Annotated in this window: 12 protein-coding genes; 9 read left to right on the forward strand and 3 right to left on the reverse strand. The window is 34.6% G+C overall.

Translation table 11 applies throughout. The features are described 5' to 3' along the window. Window positions 1-199: 199 nt before the first annotated feature. Entirely contained in the window at window positions 200-1,471 is a 1,272-nt protein-coding gene (gene purD / locus ABFR62_08625; protein ID MEN8138485.1) for a phosphoribosylamine--glycine ligase, read from the forward strand. Window positions 1,472-1,544: 73 nt separating this feature from the next. Here purD and ABFR62_08630 read toward each other — a convergent pair whose 3' ends face one another. Next, window positions 1,545-1,712: a hypothetical protein gene (locus ABFR62_08630; GenBank protein ID MEN8138486.1), complete on the reverse strand. Its 168-nt coding sequence runs from the start codon at window positions 1,710-1,712 to the stop codon at window positions 1,545-1,547. A 327-nt stretch (window positions 1,713-2,039) separates the two neighbouring features. Between ABFR62_08630 and ABFR62_08635 the strand changes: the two genes are divergently transcribed. The 3 genes from ABFR62_08635 (at window position 2,040) to ABFR62_08645 (ending at window position 5,863) form a co-directional block, all read left to right on the forward strand. Then, window positions 2,040-3,425 carry a hydroxymethylglutaryl-CoA reductase, degradative gene (locus ABFR62_08635; GenBank protein ID MEN8138487.1) on the forward strand — a complete coding sequence of 462 codons (1,386 nt, stop codon included), beginning with the start codon at window positions 2,040-2,042 and terminating at the stop codon, window positions 3,423-3,425. A gap of 28 nt (window positions 3,426-3,453) precedes the next feature. Next, window positions 3,454-4,368 carry a GYDIA family GHMP kinase gene (locus ABFR62_08640; protein MEN8138488.1) on the forward strand — a complete coding sequence of 305 codons (915 nt, stop codon included), beginning with the start codon at window positions 3,454-3,456 and terminating at the stop codon, window positions 4,366-4,368. A gap of 115 nt (window positions 4,369-4,483) precedes the next feature. Further along, on the forward strand, window positions 4,484-5,863 hold the full coding sequence (locus ABFR62_08645) for a glycerophosphodiester phosphodiesterase family protein (protein ID MEN8138489.1): 1,380 nt from the start codon (window positions 4,484-4,486) through the stop codon (window positions 5,861-5,863). 28 nt (window positions 5,864-5,891) lie between these two features. Here the strand turns inward: ABFR62_08645 and ABFR62_08650 are convergent, their stop codons facing one another. Beyond that, entirely contained in the window at window positions 5,892-7,559 is a 1,668-nt protein-coding gene (locus ABFR62_08650; protein MEN8138490.1) for a hypothetical protein, read from the reverse strand. A gap of 622 nt (window positions 7,560-8,181) precedes the next feature. Between ABFR62_08650 and aat the strand changes: the two genes are divergently transcribed. Then, on the forward strand, window positions 8,182-8,892 hold the full coding sequence (aat, locus tag ABFR62_08655; GenBank protein MEN8138491.1) for a leucyl/phenylalanyl-tRNA--protein transferase: 711 nt from the start codon (window positions 8,182-8,184) through the stop codon (window positions 8,890-8,892). Between the two features lie 128 nt (window positions 8,893-9,020). Here aat and ABFR62_08660 read toward each other — a convergent pair whose 3' ends face one another. After that, window positions 9,021-9,572 carry a DNA-3-methyladenine glycosylase I gene (locus ABFR62_08660; GenBank protein MEN8138492.1) on the reverse strand — a complete coding sequence of 184 codons (552 nt, stop codon included), beginning with the start codon at window positions 9,570-9,572 and terminating at the stop codon, window positions 9,021-9,023. Between the two features lie 107 nt (window positions 9,573-9,679). Here ABFR62_08660 and ABFR62_08665 point away from each other — a divergent pair, with 107 nt between their 5' ends. The 4 genes from ABFR62_08665 to ABFR62_08680 form a co-directional block, all read left to right on the forward strand. Beyond that, on the forward strand, window positions 9,680-11,071 hold the full coding sequence (locus ABFR62_08665) for a dipeptidase (protein MEN8138493.1): 1,392 nt from the start codon (window positions 9,680-9,682) through the stop codon (window positions 11,069-11,071). A gap of 344 nt (window positions 11,072-11,415) precedes the next feature. Beyond that, complete coding sequence (locus tag ABFR62_08670; GenBank protein ID MEN8138494.1) at window positions 11,416-12,594, forward strand: acyl-CoA dehydrogenase family protein; 1,179 nt, start codon at window positions 11,416-11,418, stop codon at window positions 12,592-12,594. A 132-nt stretch (window positions 12,595-12,726) separates the two neighbouring features. Next, the gene (locus ABFR62_08675; protein MEN8138495.1) at window positions 12,727-13,515 is read left to right on the forward strand and encodes a universal stress protein; all 789 of its coding nucleotides are present in this window, start codon (window positions 12,727-12,729) and stop codon (window positions 13,513-13,515) included. Between the two features lie 19 nt (window positions 13,516-13,534). Further along, a partial coding sequence (locus ABFR62_08680; GenBank protein ID MEN8138496.1) for a S9 family peptidase occupies window positions 13,535-15,612 on the forward strand: 2,078 nt, incomplete at its 3' end.

Below are 15,612 nucleotides of genomic sequence, written 5' to 3' on the forward strand. Positions count from 1 at the left end.
GATGGAACTCGCATATTATTATTCCCCTGTGTGAGAAAATTGATATTCATGCTCGTTTCATCACTTAATAGCTACTTTAAGTAAATAATATATTTTTATCTCCCATCTTTAAGCAGGATGAATTTTGATGTTTATTTGGTATTTAAACCAAATAAGAATTTATCTTTGCAGCCTGTTATAAAAAGTAAAAATTATTCTGATGAACATCTTGGTATTAGGCTCCGGAGGCAGAGAGCACGCAATTAGCTGGAAGCTATCACAAAGCTCAAAATTGTCTAAACTTTTTATTGCTCCTGGAAATGCAGGAACACATGATTTAGGTATAAATGTTGATATCTCAGTAAACGATTTTGATTCAATATCGAAATTTGTTATCGACAACAATATCGAAATGGTTATTGTTGGACCCGAGGATCCACTGGTTAACGGTGTTTACGATTACTTTAAGAATAATGAGCAACTAAAAGATGTTGCAGTGATTGGTCCATCTAAGGATGCGGCACAATTAGAGGGAAGCAAAGAGTTTGCTAAAGAATTTATGCAACGGCATAATATTCCAACGGCTGCTTATGAGAGTTTTACTGTAGATACTTTAGAAGAAGGATATAAGTTTTTAGAGTCTTTAACTCCTCCATTTGTATTAAAAGCTGATGGTTTGGCTGCAGGTAAGGGCGTTTTGATTTTAGATGATCTTGATGAAGCAAAAGCTGAGTTAAAAGCCATGTTGGCTGATTCTAAATTTGGAGCCGCTTCAAATAAGGTTGTCATTGAAGAATTTTTGGACGGAATAGAGCTTTCGGTTTTCGTAATTACTGATGGTAAAGATTACAAAATTCTTCCCAATGCCAAGGATTATAAAAGAATTGGAGAAGGTGATACGGGGTTGAATACAGGTGGAATGGGGGCAGTTTCCCCGGTACCATTTGCCGATGAAACTTTATTGAAAAAAATTGAAGACAGAATAGTAAAACCTACAATCGACGGATTCTCTAAAGATGGATTGGTCTATAAAGGTTTTGTATTTATTGGTTTGATAAAAGTGAACAACGAACCTTTGGTAATTGAGTATAATGTTAGAATGGGTGATCCTGAAACAGAGGTAGTGATGCCCCGAATAAAATCGGACTTGGTCGATCTTTTTGAAGGAGTTGCAACGGGTAGTCTGAAATCGAAAGAAATAGAAATAGACAGCCGATCGGCGTGTACAGTAATGATGGTTTCAGGAGGATATCCTGAAGATTATGAAAAAGGAAAAGAGATTTCGGGAATTGAGAATGTGAAAGATTCAATTGCTTTTCATGCAGGAACGAAGTTAATCGATGGAAAAACTGTAACTTCAGGAGGTAGAGTAATAGCTGTTACTTCGTATGCGGATAACTTCAAAGAGGCACTTAAGAAATCATATAAAAGTATAGAAGAGATTAGTTTCGACAAGCAAAACTATAGAAAAGACATAGGTTTTGATCTATAGATATAATCAACCAAAATAAAAAAGGGTCGTAATTTTAGTTACGACCCTTTTTTATTTTGGTTATTGAATGTATCTATTCTAGTACGTCATTTTTTCTGAACTTGTTGAGTTCTATCATCCAGTATAAAAAACCTGCAATTCCAATTACAATAAATATAATATTCGGTATATTTTCAAGAACAGGGAAAATCTTAAAAGTTGTGGTGAAAAAATCACCCAGTCCAATCCAAAAGTCAGTCATAGTGTTTTTTTGTTTTTAGTGATGTATATCACAAAATAAAGAAATAAAATTCATGTTAGCAAGGTTTTTATACTTTGATAGCATTTGAATTTAAGGAGGAAGTATTTTTATCGGGTTTTTTGTAAAATACTGAATAGTAGAGGTTTATTGAATGGGGGATAGTGAGAGTTTGTCATTTAAGTTATATATAACATCTTTACTTTCATATATTTGCACCGGTTTAAAAAAATTGCACCAAATTGTTAAGGTCTGTTAGCAATTAAGGAGTTTATTTGCATTAAATCAAAAAAGTGTAATTTTGCACTATTGTACCTTGTTGCCTAATATATTGGAACAGGTAATAAATCATCAAAATTGAAAAGTATGTCTGAAAAGATAAAAGGTTTTTCAAAGCTATCGAAGACAGGAAAAATACAGTGGTTAGCGAATACACATTTCGACGAACCGGAAAAAGCGTCCAAAATACTGGAACAATATTGGAATGAAGATCAGGGAGTTCAAAAACTCCATGATGAATTTTCGGAAAATACTGTCTCAAACTTTTATATGCCTTTTGGTATTGCACCAAACTTTTTGATAAATGGCAAAATGTATGCTGTTCCTATGGCTATCGAAGAAAGTTCGGTGGTTGCTGCATCGGCAAAATCAGCTTCGTTCTGGTTAGAAAGAGGAGGTTTCAAGGCTGAAGTTATATCTACAAAGAAAATAGGACACGTTCATTTTATATACAAAGGGGAAGAAGAGAAATTTGTAAAATTCTTCAAAAAGAATAAATCTAAGTTTTACAAGGATACAGAATCCATTACAAAAAATATGCGTAATCGCGGGGGTGGAATTTTAGATATTCGGTTAAAAAATAAAACTGTATTAGAGGATGGATACTATCAGCTTGAGGCTGATTTTGACACCAGAGATTCAATGGGAGCTAATTTTATTAATTCCTGTCTCGAACAGTTCTCACAAACTTTGGAAAGAGAAATATCTTTAGATTCATCTTTTAGTAAAGATGAACAGGATATACAGATAGTAATGAGTATTCTGTCTAATTATACACCCGAGTGTATAGTTCGTTCGGAGGTTAGTTGTAAAGTTGAAGATCTTGTTGACGGAAGTGGAATTTCACCGGATGAATTTACGGAGAAATTTTCGCGTGCTGTTCACATTGCGGAACATGAGCCATATAGAGCTACAACTCATAATAAAGGAATCATGAATGGAGTAGATGCTGTGATAATAGCCACGGGAAATGATTTTCGCGCTATTGAAGCTGCTGCTCATACATATGCATCAAAGGACGGACGTTATGGAAGTCTGTCGCATGTGGAGGTCAAAAATGGAATTTTCCGCTTTTGGATTGATTTACCTCTTGCACTTGGTACGGTTGGAGGATTAACGGGGCTTCATCCACTTGTGAAATTTGCCCATGAGCTTCTTGGAAATCCTGATGCGGAGGAATTGATGATGATTGCTGCAACAGTTGGACTCGCTCAGAATTTTGGAGCTTTACGGTCGCTTACAACAACCGGTATTCAAAAAGGGCATATGAAAATGCACTTGTTTAATATATTGAATCAGCTCGATGCCACTGAGGATGAGAAGAGATATTTTGTAGAATTTTTTAAGGCAAAAACAGTTAGCCACAGCGCAGTTGTTGAAGAGTTTCACAGATTAAGAGGGATTCCTATGCAAGATATTATAAAAGCAAAGAAGTAAGTCCTTACAGGTTAACTTATATACCGAAATGCCTCAACCCGAAAAGAAAATCTACCGAAGCAATGGTAAGTTATTGATCAGTTCCGAATATTTGGTTTTAGACGGAGCTGAAGCTTTGGCTTTGCCAACTAAAAGAGGTCAGACATTGGCTGTTTCTAAAACTGAAACAGAAAACATTATCTGGAAGAGTTATACGGTAGATGATGATTTGTGGTTTGAATGTGTTTTTGATAACAATTTCACTCCAATTACTTATTCCGATAAAAATACGGCAGATGTACTTTCTACTTTTCTGAGGATTGCTTTAAGCCTCAATCCTGATTTTTTGAATGTGGCCAGGGGAAGTATGGTTGAAACTCATTTGGAATTTCATCGATCATGGGGGCTGGGAAGTAGTTCAACCCTTATTAGTAATATTGCACAGTGGGCAAAAGTTGATCCATTTGTTCTTCAGCAGGAAAGCTTCCCGGGTTCAGGATATGATATTGCATGTGCTTTGAGTAATAAGCCCATTGTATATCAAATTAAGAACAAAGAAGCCAGTTATGTGACTTTAAAATTCCACCCTTCATTTTCAGGTGAAATTTTCTTTATTCACCTGAATAAGAAGCAAAATTCACGGGAAGGAATTAATATATACCGGGAGTTTAAAGGCGACATAGAAACTAAAATATTATTGGCAAACGATTTCACAAAAGACTTTGTGGAGTGCGAAGATACAGATAGTTTCCGCAGGCTTATGGCTAAGCATGAATCTCTTATTTCCGAAATTATTGATCAGTTACCGGTTAAACAAAAATTGTTTCCCGATTTTAAGGGAAGCGTGAAGAGTCTTGGAGCATGGGGAGGTGATTTTGTCATGGCTGTTGGGAAAAATACAGAGAATTACTTCAAAAACAAAGGTTATAATACAGTTATCCCTTATGATAAAATGGTATTATAGAAATTTAATATATTGCATTGTATATAGTATTGATCTCATTTATCCGTAATCATGAGATATTCATAAGTCAAATGATAATGGCAGTGTTTAATTTACGTAGAAAAATAATCTGAAATTGAAAAAGTATCTGTTAATTGTATTGACGTTAATAGTAAACGTTGTGTTTTCTCAAAAAATAGAACATATAGATCCGGAGCAGGAAAAAATAAGGGATTTAGTGTTCCCTCACGCGGTGATGGCTCACCGTGGTACTACTTATTGGGCCCCGGAAGAGACTGAGTCGGCTTATAGATGGGCAAGAAATATTGGGGCAGATTATCTTGAAGTTGATATTCAGCGGACAAGTGATGGAGTTATGATTGCACTTCACGATGATGATCTTAAACGTACAACAGATGTAGAAGAACTATTCTTAAGGGAGAATTCCAGTAATTATTCTGCCGGAGAATATAGTTACGAAGACCTGATGAAACTGGATGCAGGTTCCTGGTTTAATAAAGTTAATGCCGGTAGAGCGCGGAAAAGTTTTTCAAAAAGTGCTGAGGTGATAGAGGTTGATTCAAAGGCTTATACATTTGGAAAGTTACTTGCTAACGGTGATATTCAGGGTCGGGAAAAATATGAATATACCGATGATAGCGGATTGTCTGTTGATAAGGTGTATATCGGAGGAAAACAATACATCTCAACACTCGAAGACGTTTTAATGATTTCTAAAGGTTGGATGATTGCAAGAAATAGCAAGGGAGAGCGTTTATATAAAAAAGTGAAGGTCAATAGAGAGATTGAATCAGGAGAAGCATTGGTTAGGTATCAATTTTTCTATGTGAAAGATCCTAATGATAATGGAAACCGCCCCGGAGTATATATCGAAACTAAAGAGCCAAAACACTATGATAATATCGAGACACAACTATATGAATCGTTAACCCGTTACGGTTGGAATGTGTTATTGGAGCCGGAGGATGATAATTCATTTTTTATAAACTCCTTGGTAAACACCGGAAATACTAATGGAAAAATTGTACTTCAAACTTTTTCTCCCAAAAGCCTTGAAAAATTAAGACAGACCTTTTTGGGGAAAATACCTTGTACATTTTTGTTGTGGAAAGGAGATCCGAATATGCCTGATGACACTGATTCTTCATATATAGCGAATATAAATTTTGCAGTTAGAAATAAGGCAAATTTTATAGGGCCGTCTATTGCAGGCCCTCCTAATAATTTTGATGAGTTATTGAGTAAGCATCAGGCTAGAATGATACGTAAAAGTGGAATGAAGGTACATGCATATTCTTTCGATACGGAGGAACAATACCATATATATTTTTCCAAGGCTTATAGGAGGAGGTGGAGAAAAACGCGAACGGATGCTATTTTTACCAACAGGGCAGAACTGACTATTAATACATTTATAGACCTGGGTGTATATCCATTTGAAAGAAATAAAGTTGATGCCTTAATGGTTCTTGAGCAGCTGAATTATAGAAAATAAATTTAAAGCTGCAGACCTCCCATTTAAACTATTTTTCATTATTAGGAAGTGATGGCAGTTTATCTTCAGAATAAAGCCACTCTTGAATTACCGTGTTGAGTTCTCCTTCTGATTCTTTATTGAGGTAATTAATAACATCTTCGGTTTCGATTGGCCCGCCGGAGAATTGGACTACGAAGGTTTTTAGTTTAGTGAAGAACTCTTCATCGCCAAAATACAATCTTAAATATTGTATAAATAATGCACCTCTTACACCTACAGAATAGTGATATTTATTGTTCCCTGGTTTTGCTAATTTGTACTTATAAGTTCTCTTTTCTTTCTGCTGTATAGTTTTAAGTGTTAAAAAGCCCTCAGGGGAAATGTAAAAAGTACCGGGATCCTGACTTTTAGCCCATTGCATTATTTTGTAGTAAGAATGTCCATCTTTGAAATATTCATCGATTTTGTGTCCAAATTCTTTCTCAAAACTATCACTTACTTTATCAGAGACTTTTGATGTATCTAGCGAAATTACTTTGAAAATGAGAGTAAGATCATCATCAGTGACAAGTTTGTTTTTTGAAAGTTTTCCAAAATCCTGTTGTACATAATGTAAATCATACTTATACATTGGGTTAAGATTCATGTTTTTCCAATCCGATATGCCCATAAATTTTTTTGTTTCCTCGTGTTTTGCATTTACCATGTTGAAAAATATTTCTTTGCCTTGGTTTTTTTCAATCCATAGCCACTCGAAATATGTAGATAGACCTTCTGTTATCCATTCATCATCCGAAGTTTTGGCGCTAATTTTGTCTCCAAACCATTGATGAACCAGTCCGTTGAGAATTTTAACATTCGCTTCTGTACTATCGAGAGTGTATAAATAAGGTACCGAGATTGTCCCTCTACTGTGAGATACTTTATTCTTTTGTGTGTTTTTTGTTATTATTACACTGAATCTTTTATGTGGATAACCACCTATTAATGAATCCAAAAATGATATCTGATTGGGGATTTTTTTTATTAAGTCGTTAAAAATTACCGTAGAGTCTATGGGAGTGTACTGCCGAATTGTGACTTTAGAAGAAATAGCACCTAAACCTCTTTTTGATTCTATATCGAATATAGAGTAATTTTTAAGCAGGTTTAATGTGAAGTTGCTGGGTGACGAAGTTGTCAGACTAATACAAACCGCATGTTGTTTATTGATATATTCCGGTTTTTCAAAGCTTGCTATTCTATAATCTTCGGGGAGAATAACATCTATCTTATATCTTGCTCTGTCACCTTCATCATAATTACAGGGATATAGTAAATAGTTTGGAATACCCGAAAAGTAAAAATTACTATTCGCTATTGTAGCATCCCACAGTTCTCCTATTTCCTTTGTGTTGTAGTAGCTTACTTCAACTTTAAAAAGCGCATTCTTTTTAATCGGCTTACCTGGGGTGATTAATAATTTATTTCCCTTTTCATATTTATATTCAGTAATCGTGTTATTTACTTTCAGAGAAATAATTTTATAGGAGTTGTGAAAGTCTAAATGAAAATTGGTCAGATTATCATTAGCTATGATTAAAATTTTAGATGAACCCCTTATAAGTTTTTTCTCGGGAATGATCTGAAAATCTAAATCATAACTTAGTACATTAATTTCTTTACCTGCATTATCTGTTTCTTCTTCGTTGTTAACCTCTAACGGATATTTCAAATTTAATCGATCAACAGTTAAAGCCAGACTAAGTGAATTAACGCACAAAAAAAGGGATATGATTGCCAGTATTTTTTTTAGGGTCATGGTACTTATGATTATGGTATCTAATTTAATCAATTAAAGTCGAAAAATCATCTTTGATAGGGGAGAATTGTTGTGATAAGGGCTTATAAATTGGAATAATCAAGTAAACATCAAAATGCACTTTGTATAAAATATAAAAGGAGCCTACAACAGCTCCTTTTAATTAACCCTAAAATTACAATGAAAAAACTACAACTTCCCTTTCGGGAGATACAAATGTGTAGAATTTTATTATTTCATACAATAGCATCGAGATAATAAACTTGAAGAATGTTGGATTTGTTTCATTGATATAACTGTCAATATTTCAAACACATAGACATATATATGTAGTTGATTTTGTTTTGTAGGTTATAATTCTTCTAAAATCATATAGTAGAATTCTTACAGCGAACATCTTGAATGTTATATGTTTGCAAAATTTTGGGTAAAAATATCTATAGTTTTATGTGCTTTATGATCAATTTTTCACATGGATCCGCTATTCAGATTTTATATATAAATTGCCATTTTGTTTTTAGATTAAGTTAAGTGTATGTTTTTTTTAGATAAAAGGCTTGTTTTTCCTCATCCGGATTATGCAAATGATGACGGTATTTTGGCTATTGGCGGAGATCTGAGTACCGAACGCTTATTGCTGGCATATCAAAATGGGATATTTCCCTGGTACGAAGAAATAGATCCTGAAATTTTGGAGGATGAGAATGAAAAATTTTCGGAAAAAGAAACAATTATATGGTGGAGCCCGGATCCGCGTATGGTGTTATACCCCGATAAGCTTAAAGTGTCGAAAAGTATGCGGAAATTATTGCGACAAAATAATTTTACGGTTACTGTAAACAAAGCTTTTGAAGATGTGATCGACAACTGTCAGCAAATATTTAGGACTGATCAGGAAAATACATGGATAACTAAAAATATGAAATCAGCCTATATCGAACTTCATAAGAAAGGGTTTGCACATTCTGTAGAAGTTTGGGAGGGTGATGAACTTGTAGGAGGATTATATGGAGTAAATGTTGGTAAAGTTTTTTGTGGAGAATCTATGTTTAGCAATAAGAGTAATACCTCGAAGCTTGCTTTTATTTATTTGGTTAGAGAGCTCGAAAAAAGGGATTATCATATGATCGATTGTCAGGTTTATACCGAACACCTTGAGAGTCTTGGAGCAGAAGAAATATCAAGGGAGAAATTTCTTAAGGAATTATATGAATTTAGAGACCATGAGGCCTGGAATTATAAATAACTGAAGTTTTCCATGTCTTTTTTTGGCGCTCTGTACCTAGGCATATTCACGTCTCGGATGGGAAATCCATGACCTGGGAAACTTCAATAAGTAACACGTATTAATTTTATGATATATAAACATGTGAACTACCTGAAATCACAATCAAGAGTGTGGTCATTCACCATTCCCGTTGCCTGCATGTGGGCATAAACAACAGTAGGGCCTACAAACTTAAATCCTCTTTTTTTTAGGTCTTTAGATACCCTGTCGGATAAAGGTGTGGTTGCAGGTACTTCATTAATATTTCTCCATTGATTTACTATCGGTTTATTGTCAACAAAAGCCCAGATATATTTATTAAAAGTTCCAAATTCCTCTCGTACTTTTATAAACGATTTTGCATTACTGATTGCGGCTCGTATTTTCAGTTTATTTCTAATAATGCCCGCATTGCTTATCAATTCTTCGTATTTACTTTCATCATATTTTGACACTTTTTCAAAATTAAAATTGTCGAAAGCTTTCCTGAAGTTCTCCCTTTTCTTTAAAACTGTAAGCCAGCTTAAACCTGCCTGAAATGTTTCTAAAATTAAAAATTCAAATAATTTGTCATCTTCATGTATAGGTTTTCCCCATTCATTATCGTGATAATCGATATAAATTTGATCTTTTGAAACCCACTCACATCTCTTTTTCATATTATTTTAGTATTTAAAGGGAATTTTAATAATACTACAATGTATTAAAATAATTACATTTGTAATTAATAAATAATGATAGATATTACCTTATATAAATATATAACATGACTGAAATAAGAGAATACATTGAGAAAAATAAGGATAGATTTCTAGAAGAACTCTTCGATCTTATAAAAATACCATCAATTAGTGCTGATCCTGCCCATGTTGAGGATATGGTTAAAACAGCTGAGGAAGTGAAAAAGAGACTGGAGTTGGCTGGTGCCGATAATGTTGAAGTTTGTGAAACTCCGGGTTACCCGATTGTTTATGGTGAAAAAAATGTTGATGAAAATCTTCCAACAGTGCTTGTTTACGGCCATTATGATGTTCAACCCGTAGATCCTGTTGAATTGTGGGAGACGGACCCGTTCGAACCTATTATTAAGAAAACTGAATTGCATCCCGATGGAGCTATCTTCGGACGTGGTTCCAGTGATGATAAAGGTCAGATGTACATGCACGTAAAAGCCTTTGAAATAATGATGAATACTGATTCTTTACCATGTAATATTAAGTTTATGATAGAAGGTGAGGAAGAAGTTGGAAGTACAAGTCTCGGGTGGTTTGTTGAGAGGAACCATAAACGATTAAAGAATGATATTATTCTGATTTCAGATACGGGAATGATTTCAAACGCTCAACCATCAATAACTACCGGATTACGTGGACTGGCACATTTAGAAGTAGAAGTTACGGGACCGAATAGAGACCTTCACTCAGGTTTGTATGGAGGAGCAGTTGCAAACCCTATAAATATACTTTCTAAGATGATTTCTCAACTTCACGATGAGAATATGCATATTACCATTCCCGGATTTTATGACGGAGCTTTAGAGTTAAGCAATGAAGAGAGAGCAGAAATGGCAAAGGCGCCTTTTTCATTAGAAGAATACAAAAAGTCGCTTGATATAAATGATGTTCATGGAGAAAATGGATATACAACTTACGAAAGAGCCACAATACGCCCAACACTTGATGTTAATGGAATTTGGGGAGGCTATATTGGTGAAGGATCAAAAACAATTATCCCTTCGAAGGCCTCTGCAAAAATTTCAATGAGATTAGTGCCGGGTCAGGAACCCGAGAAAATAACTGAAATGTTTGCTGAGTATTTCAAAAGTTTAGCTCCTGATTCGGTTAAAGTTAATGTGAAAGGAAACAGAGGCGGATATGCTTATGTAACTCCGACTGATAATATTGGATATAAAGCCGCTGCCGCAGCCTTAAATGATTCTTTTGGTATAGAATCTATTCCGACAAAATCGGGAGGTAGTATTCCTATTGTTGCATTATTCGAAAAAGAACTTGAAAGTAAGTCAATTTTAATCGGTCTGGGATTAGATAGTGATGCTATACATTCACCTAACGAGCATTTTGGATTGTTTAATTACTTTAAGGGAATTGAAACTATACCAATGTTCTTTAAGCATTTTGTAGAGATGAGCAAAGCATAAGAAAAGTTTTTTTTCTTGAGAATGTTAATATATTAATGATTCTTCATAACGTAAGAAATCAGGAATGAATTTTATTGTAGGGCAATATTTAACATTGTTAGGTGTTGCCTTTTTCATGCCATTGGGCGTAAGTTATTTCTGTTTACTTTTTAGTATTGGTTAAATATTTACACATACATTGAAAGTGGAATTTTTATCCATACTATTTATAATGAGGTACACCGGGGAATAACTCCATCAGTTACACAATAAAATAACCTTAAAGCTTTAAGGAATTTAAAATTAAAAAAACAAGCTGAAACTAACTCTTTTGTTTAGATTTGTTATATAGTCAAAAAGAAAGAATGCCACAGGATTTATATAAAGCACCGGATTATTATCATCTTGATGATTTGTTAACTGAAGAACACAAGTTGATACGCGGTTCTGCCCGCGAATGGGTAAAAAAAGAGGTAACCCCGCAAATAGAGGAATATGCCCAAAAAGCAGAATTCCCAGCTTATTTAATTAAAGGATTAGGCGAAATAGGTGCATTTGGGCCTTATATACCTGAAGAATACGGTGGCTCCGGCTTAGATTATATTTCTTATGGACTATTGATGCAGGAAATAGAAAGAGGTGATTCGGGAATCCGTTCAACAGCATCAGTACAATCATCGCTGGTCATGTATCCGATATGGGCTTTTGGAACAGAAGAGCAAAAGCAAAAATATTTACCAAAATTAGCCACTGGAGAGTTAATGGGGTGTTTTGGTTTAACAGAACCCAATCACGGTTCAAACCCCGGTGGATTAACCACTCATTTCGAAGATAAAGGAGATCATTACCTTCTTAATGGTGCGAAAATGTGGATATCAAATGCACCATTTGCAGATATCGCTGTTGTGTGGGCTAAAAATGAAGAGGGACGAATTAAAGGATTGATTGTAGAAAGGGGGATGGATGGATTTACTACTCCTGAAACTCATAATAAGTGGTCGTTAAGGGCATCAGCAACAGGAGAATTAATATTTTCGGATGTGAAGGTTCCGAAGGAAAACCTGTTGACAGGGAAAGATGGTTTGCGAGCTCCGTTGATGTGTCTGGATTCTGCTAGATATGGAATTGCCTGGGGTGCTATTGGCGCAGCTATGGACTGTTATGACACTGCTCTTCGTTATTCGAAAGAAAGAACACAATTTGGGAAACCAATTGCTTCTTTTCAGCTGCAGCAGAAGAAGCTGGCAGAGATGATAACCGAGATTACAAAGGCACAGTTACTTACATGGAGGCTTGGAGTACTTAAAGATGAAGGAAGGGCAAGTTCTTCGCAAATTTCAATGGCAAAACGCAATAATGTAAATATGGCATTGGAAGTGGCAAGAGAGGCTCGTCAGATACTGGGAGCAATGGGGATTACAGGCGATTATTCTATAATGAGACATATGATGAACCTGGAATCAGTTGTTACTTACGAAGGTACTCATGATATTCATTTGTTGATAACAGGATTAGATATTACCGGAATTCCTGCCTTTAAATGATAAAGTATGTTGAAGGACTTTGTATGAAGAAAACATTTGTTAAAGTTCCGTTATTTTGGAATAGAACAATTAATGTTATAATTTACCGTTGATTAAATTATATTATTTTTGTTGAAATTTTCAGTTTAAAACATGACTCAGAATATAATTTTAGTTACTACAGATTTTACAAAGCAGGCAGATAATGCCCTTAAGCATGCATTTATTTTGAAAGAAAAAATAAATGGAAGAATAGTTCTGCTTCATATAGTTTCTTCTGAAAAAGAGCTGGAGCAAGCTCATCAAAAAATTCAAAAAGTAATAGAAGAAACTTACCAGAATTATGGTATTAAGTTAACTGAAATTATTAGAAGAGGTAATATTTTTGACGATATCGGAAAAGTTGCATCAGAGATAGGTGCAAAATTCGTGATAATGGGAACTCATGGAGTGTCGGGGTTACAGCATATTTTCGGGTCAAAAGCATTGAAGGTAATTTCAATGTCGAAGGTGCCGTTTATTTCTGTGACTAAAAAACCAAAGAAACACGGTTTAGACAAAATTGTAATGCCATTCAATTTCAGTAAAGAACCGTCGGCACTGTTGAGGTTGGCATCTGAACTGGCAAAATCATTTGATTCTGAAATCCATGTTATAGGATATGGTTTAAGCAAGAAAAATTCCGGTAAATATTTGAATAAGATAAGCGATTATTTAGATTCAAGTAAGATTTCGTATAAAATCGAAAAAAGAAGTTCTTCAGGTAATTTTGATATTGAGGTTCTGGATTACGCCAGAACTGTTGGTGCAGATTTGATTTCTATTTCTAATTTGCAGGAGAATGTATTTAATCTATTTGGAGGATTCGAGCAAAATGTAATCGCCAATAAGCAGGGAATTCCTGTGATGGTGGTTAATATAAATAGTTTTGGAATAAAATAATAAAATAGATATTTTGGAAATGAAAGTAAAATACCTGATTGTTTCTTTTTTACTGATAAGCTCTTTTGTAAGTGCTCAGTATAAAATTACTATGGAAGATATTTGGGGAGGTAAGTTTGGTGAAGAGTCAGTTGATGAAATCCATTCGATGAATAATGGTGAGCATTATACTGTATTAGAGTATGGCGATAATGGAACTTCAATCGGAAAATATTCTTATTCATCGTACAAGAAAGTATCAACAATTGTAGATGGGGCCGATTTGTCTGAAGCACCTTTTTTTACAGCTTATAAGTTTTCACCAAACGAGAAAGAAGTGTTGTTGGCTACTGAGGTAAGTCCAATTTACAGACATTCTTATACTGCTAAACACTACTTATATAATCTGGAGTCTAAAAACCTTAAGGAAATTTCGGGTGATGTAGAGCAGGAACCGGTTTTTTCGCCTGATGGTGAAAAGGTAGCTTATGTAAGGGATAATAATATTTACATCAAAAACCTTAGAAATAATATCGAAATTCAGGTTACCAGTGATGGAAAGAAAAACGAAATTATTAACGGGGTAACTGATTGGGTTTACGAAGAGGAATTTGCCTTTGTAAGAGCCTTTGAATGGTCGCCGGGTGGAAAATATATTGCTTATTTAAAATTTGACGAGACGGAAGTTCCTGAAATATCAATGAAGGTTTTTGGGATCAATCTTTATTGCGAAAAAATGGAGTTTAAATACCCAAAAGCAGGGGAGGAAAATTCAAAGGTTAGTTTGCATATATATTCTGTCGATGACAGAAAGAGTAAGGAAGTTTCTGTTTCGGTAGAAGGAGATTATTATATTCCGAAAATAAAATGGACCAGTCAAGATCATTTATTATCCTTTATTCTGCTGAATCGTCATCAAAATGATCTAAAATTAAATTTAGTCGATACCTATGGAATGGGAGTGAAGACTATCCTGAATGAAACATCCGACACTTATATTGACATGAGTGATGACCTGACATTTTTGAAAGATAATAGTTTCTTATGGACAAGTGAGCTAAACGGGTTTAATCATATTTATCATTACGATCCTGCGGGTAAATTAATAAATCAGGTAACAAATGGACCTTGGGAAGTAAGTAAATTCTATGGGTATAACGAAAAGGATAAACGACTGTTTTACCAGTCAACAGAGAAGTCATCGATAAACAGAGGAGTGTATTCTATAAAAATAAAAGGTAATCATAAGAGGGAACTTAGTGTTGATGACGGATATAATGATGCTAATTTCTCAAAAAAATTCAAGTATTATATTAATACATTTTCTGCTGCAAATACGCCAAGACAATTTACTTTAAATCATTCTAAAAATGGAAAAGTTATAAAGGTTATCCAGGATAATGATTCATTGAAAAGTACATTGTCTTCATATAAAATGTCTGAAAAAAAGTTCTTAACTATAAAGTCTAATGACGGTACAGAGTTGAATGCCTGGATGATAAAGCCATATAATTTTAATCCTACAGAAAAATATCCCGTATTGATGTATGTTTATGGAGGTCCCGGGTCTCAAACAGTACTGAATAAATGGGGTAGAGAAAATTATATGTGGTTTGAATTGCTTGCCCAAAAAGGATATATTGTTGTATCTGTTGATAATCGTGGTACCGGAGGTAAAGGTTCGGAATTCAAGAAGGTTACGTATAAGGAACTTGGTAAGATAGAAATTGAAGATCAAATCTCAGCAGCCGAATATCTTGGTAGTCTTCCTTATATAGATAAAGATCGTATTGGAATGTTTGGTTGGAGCTATGGAGGTTATATGTCTTCGCTCGCTATGACAAAAGGTGCTGATATATTTAAAGCCGGGATTGCAGTTGCTCCTGTAACAAACTGGAGATTCTACGATAGTGTTTATACCGAAAGGTACATGCAATTGCCGGAGGAGAATGCAGATGGGTATGATAATAATTCTCCAATTAATCATGTTTCGAAGTTGAAAGGATCGTATTTGTTGATTCACGGATCTTCTGATGATAATGTTCATTATCAGAATACAATGCGCATGGTAGAGGCATTAATAGAGGCAAATAAGCAATTCGAATTGTTTATTTACCC

Source organism: Bacteroidota bacterium, assembly GCA_039714315.1.
Classification (GTDB): Bacteria; Bacteroidota; Bacteroidia; order Flavobacteriales; family JADGDT01; genus JADGDT01.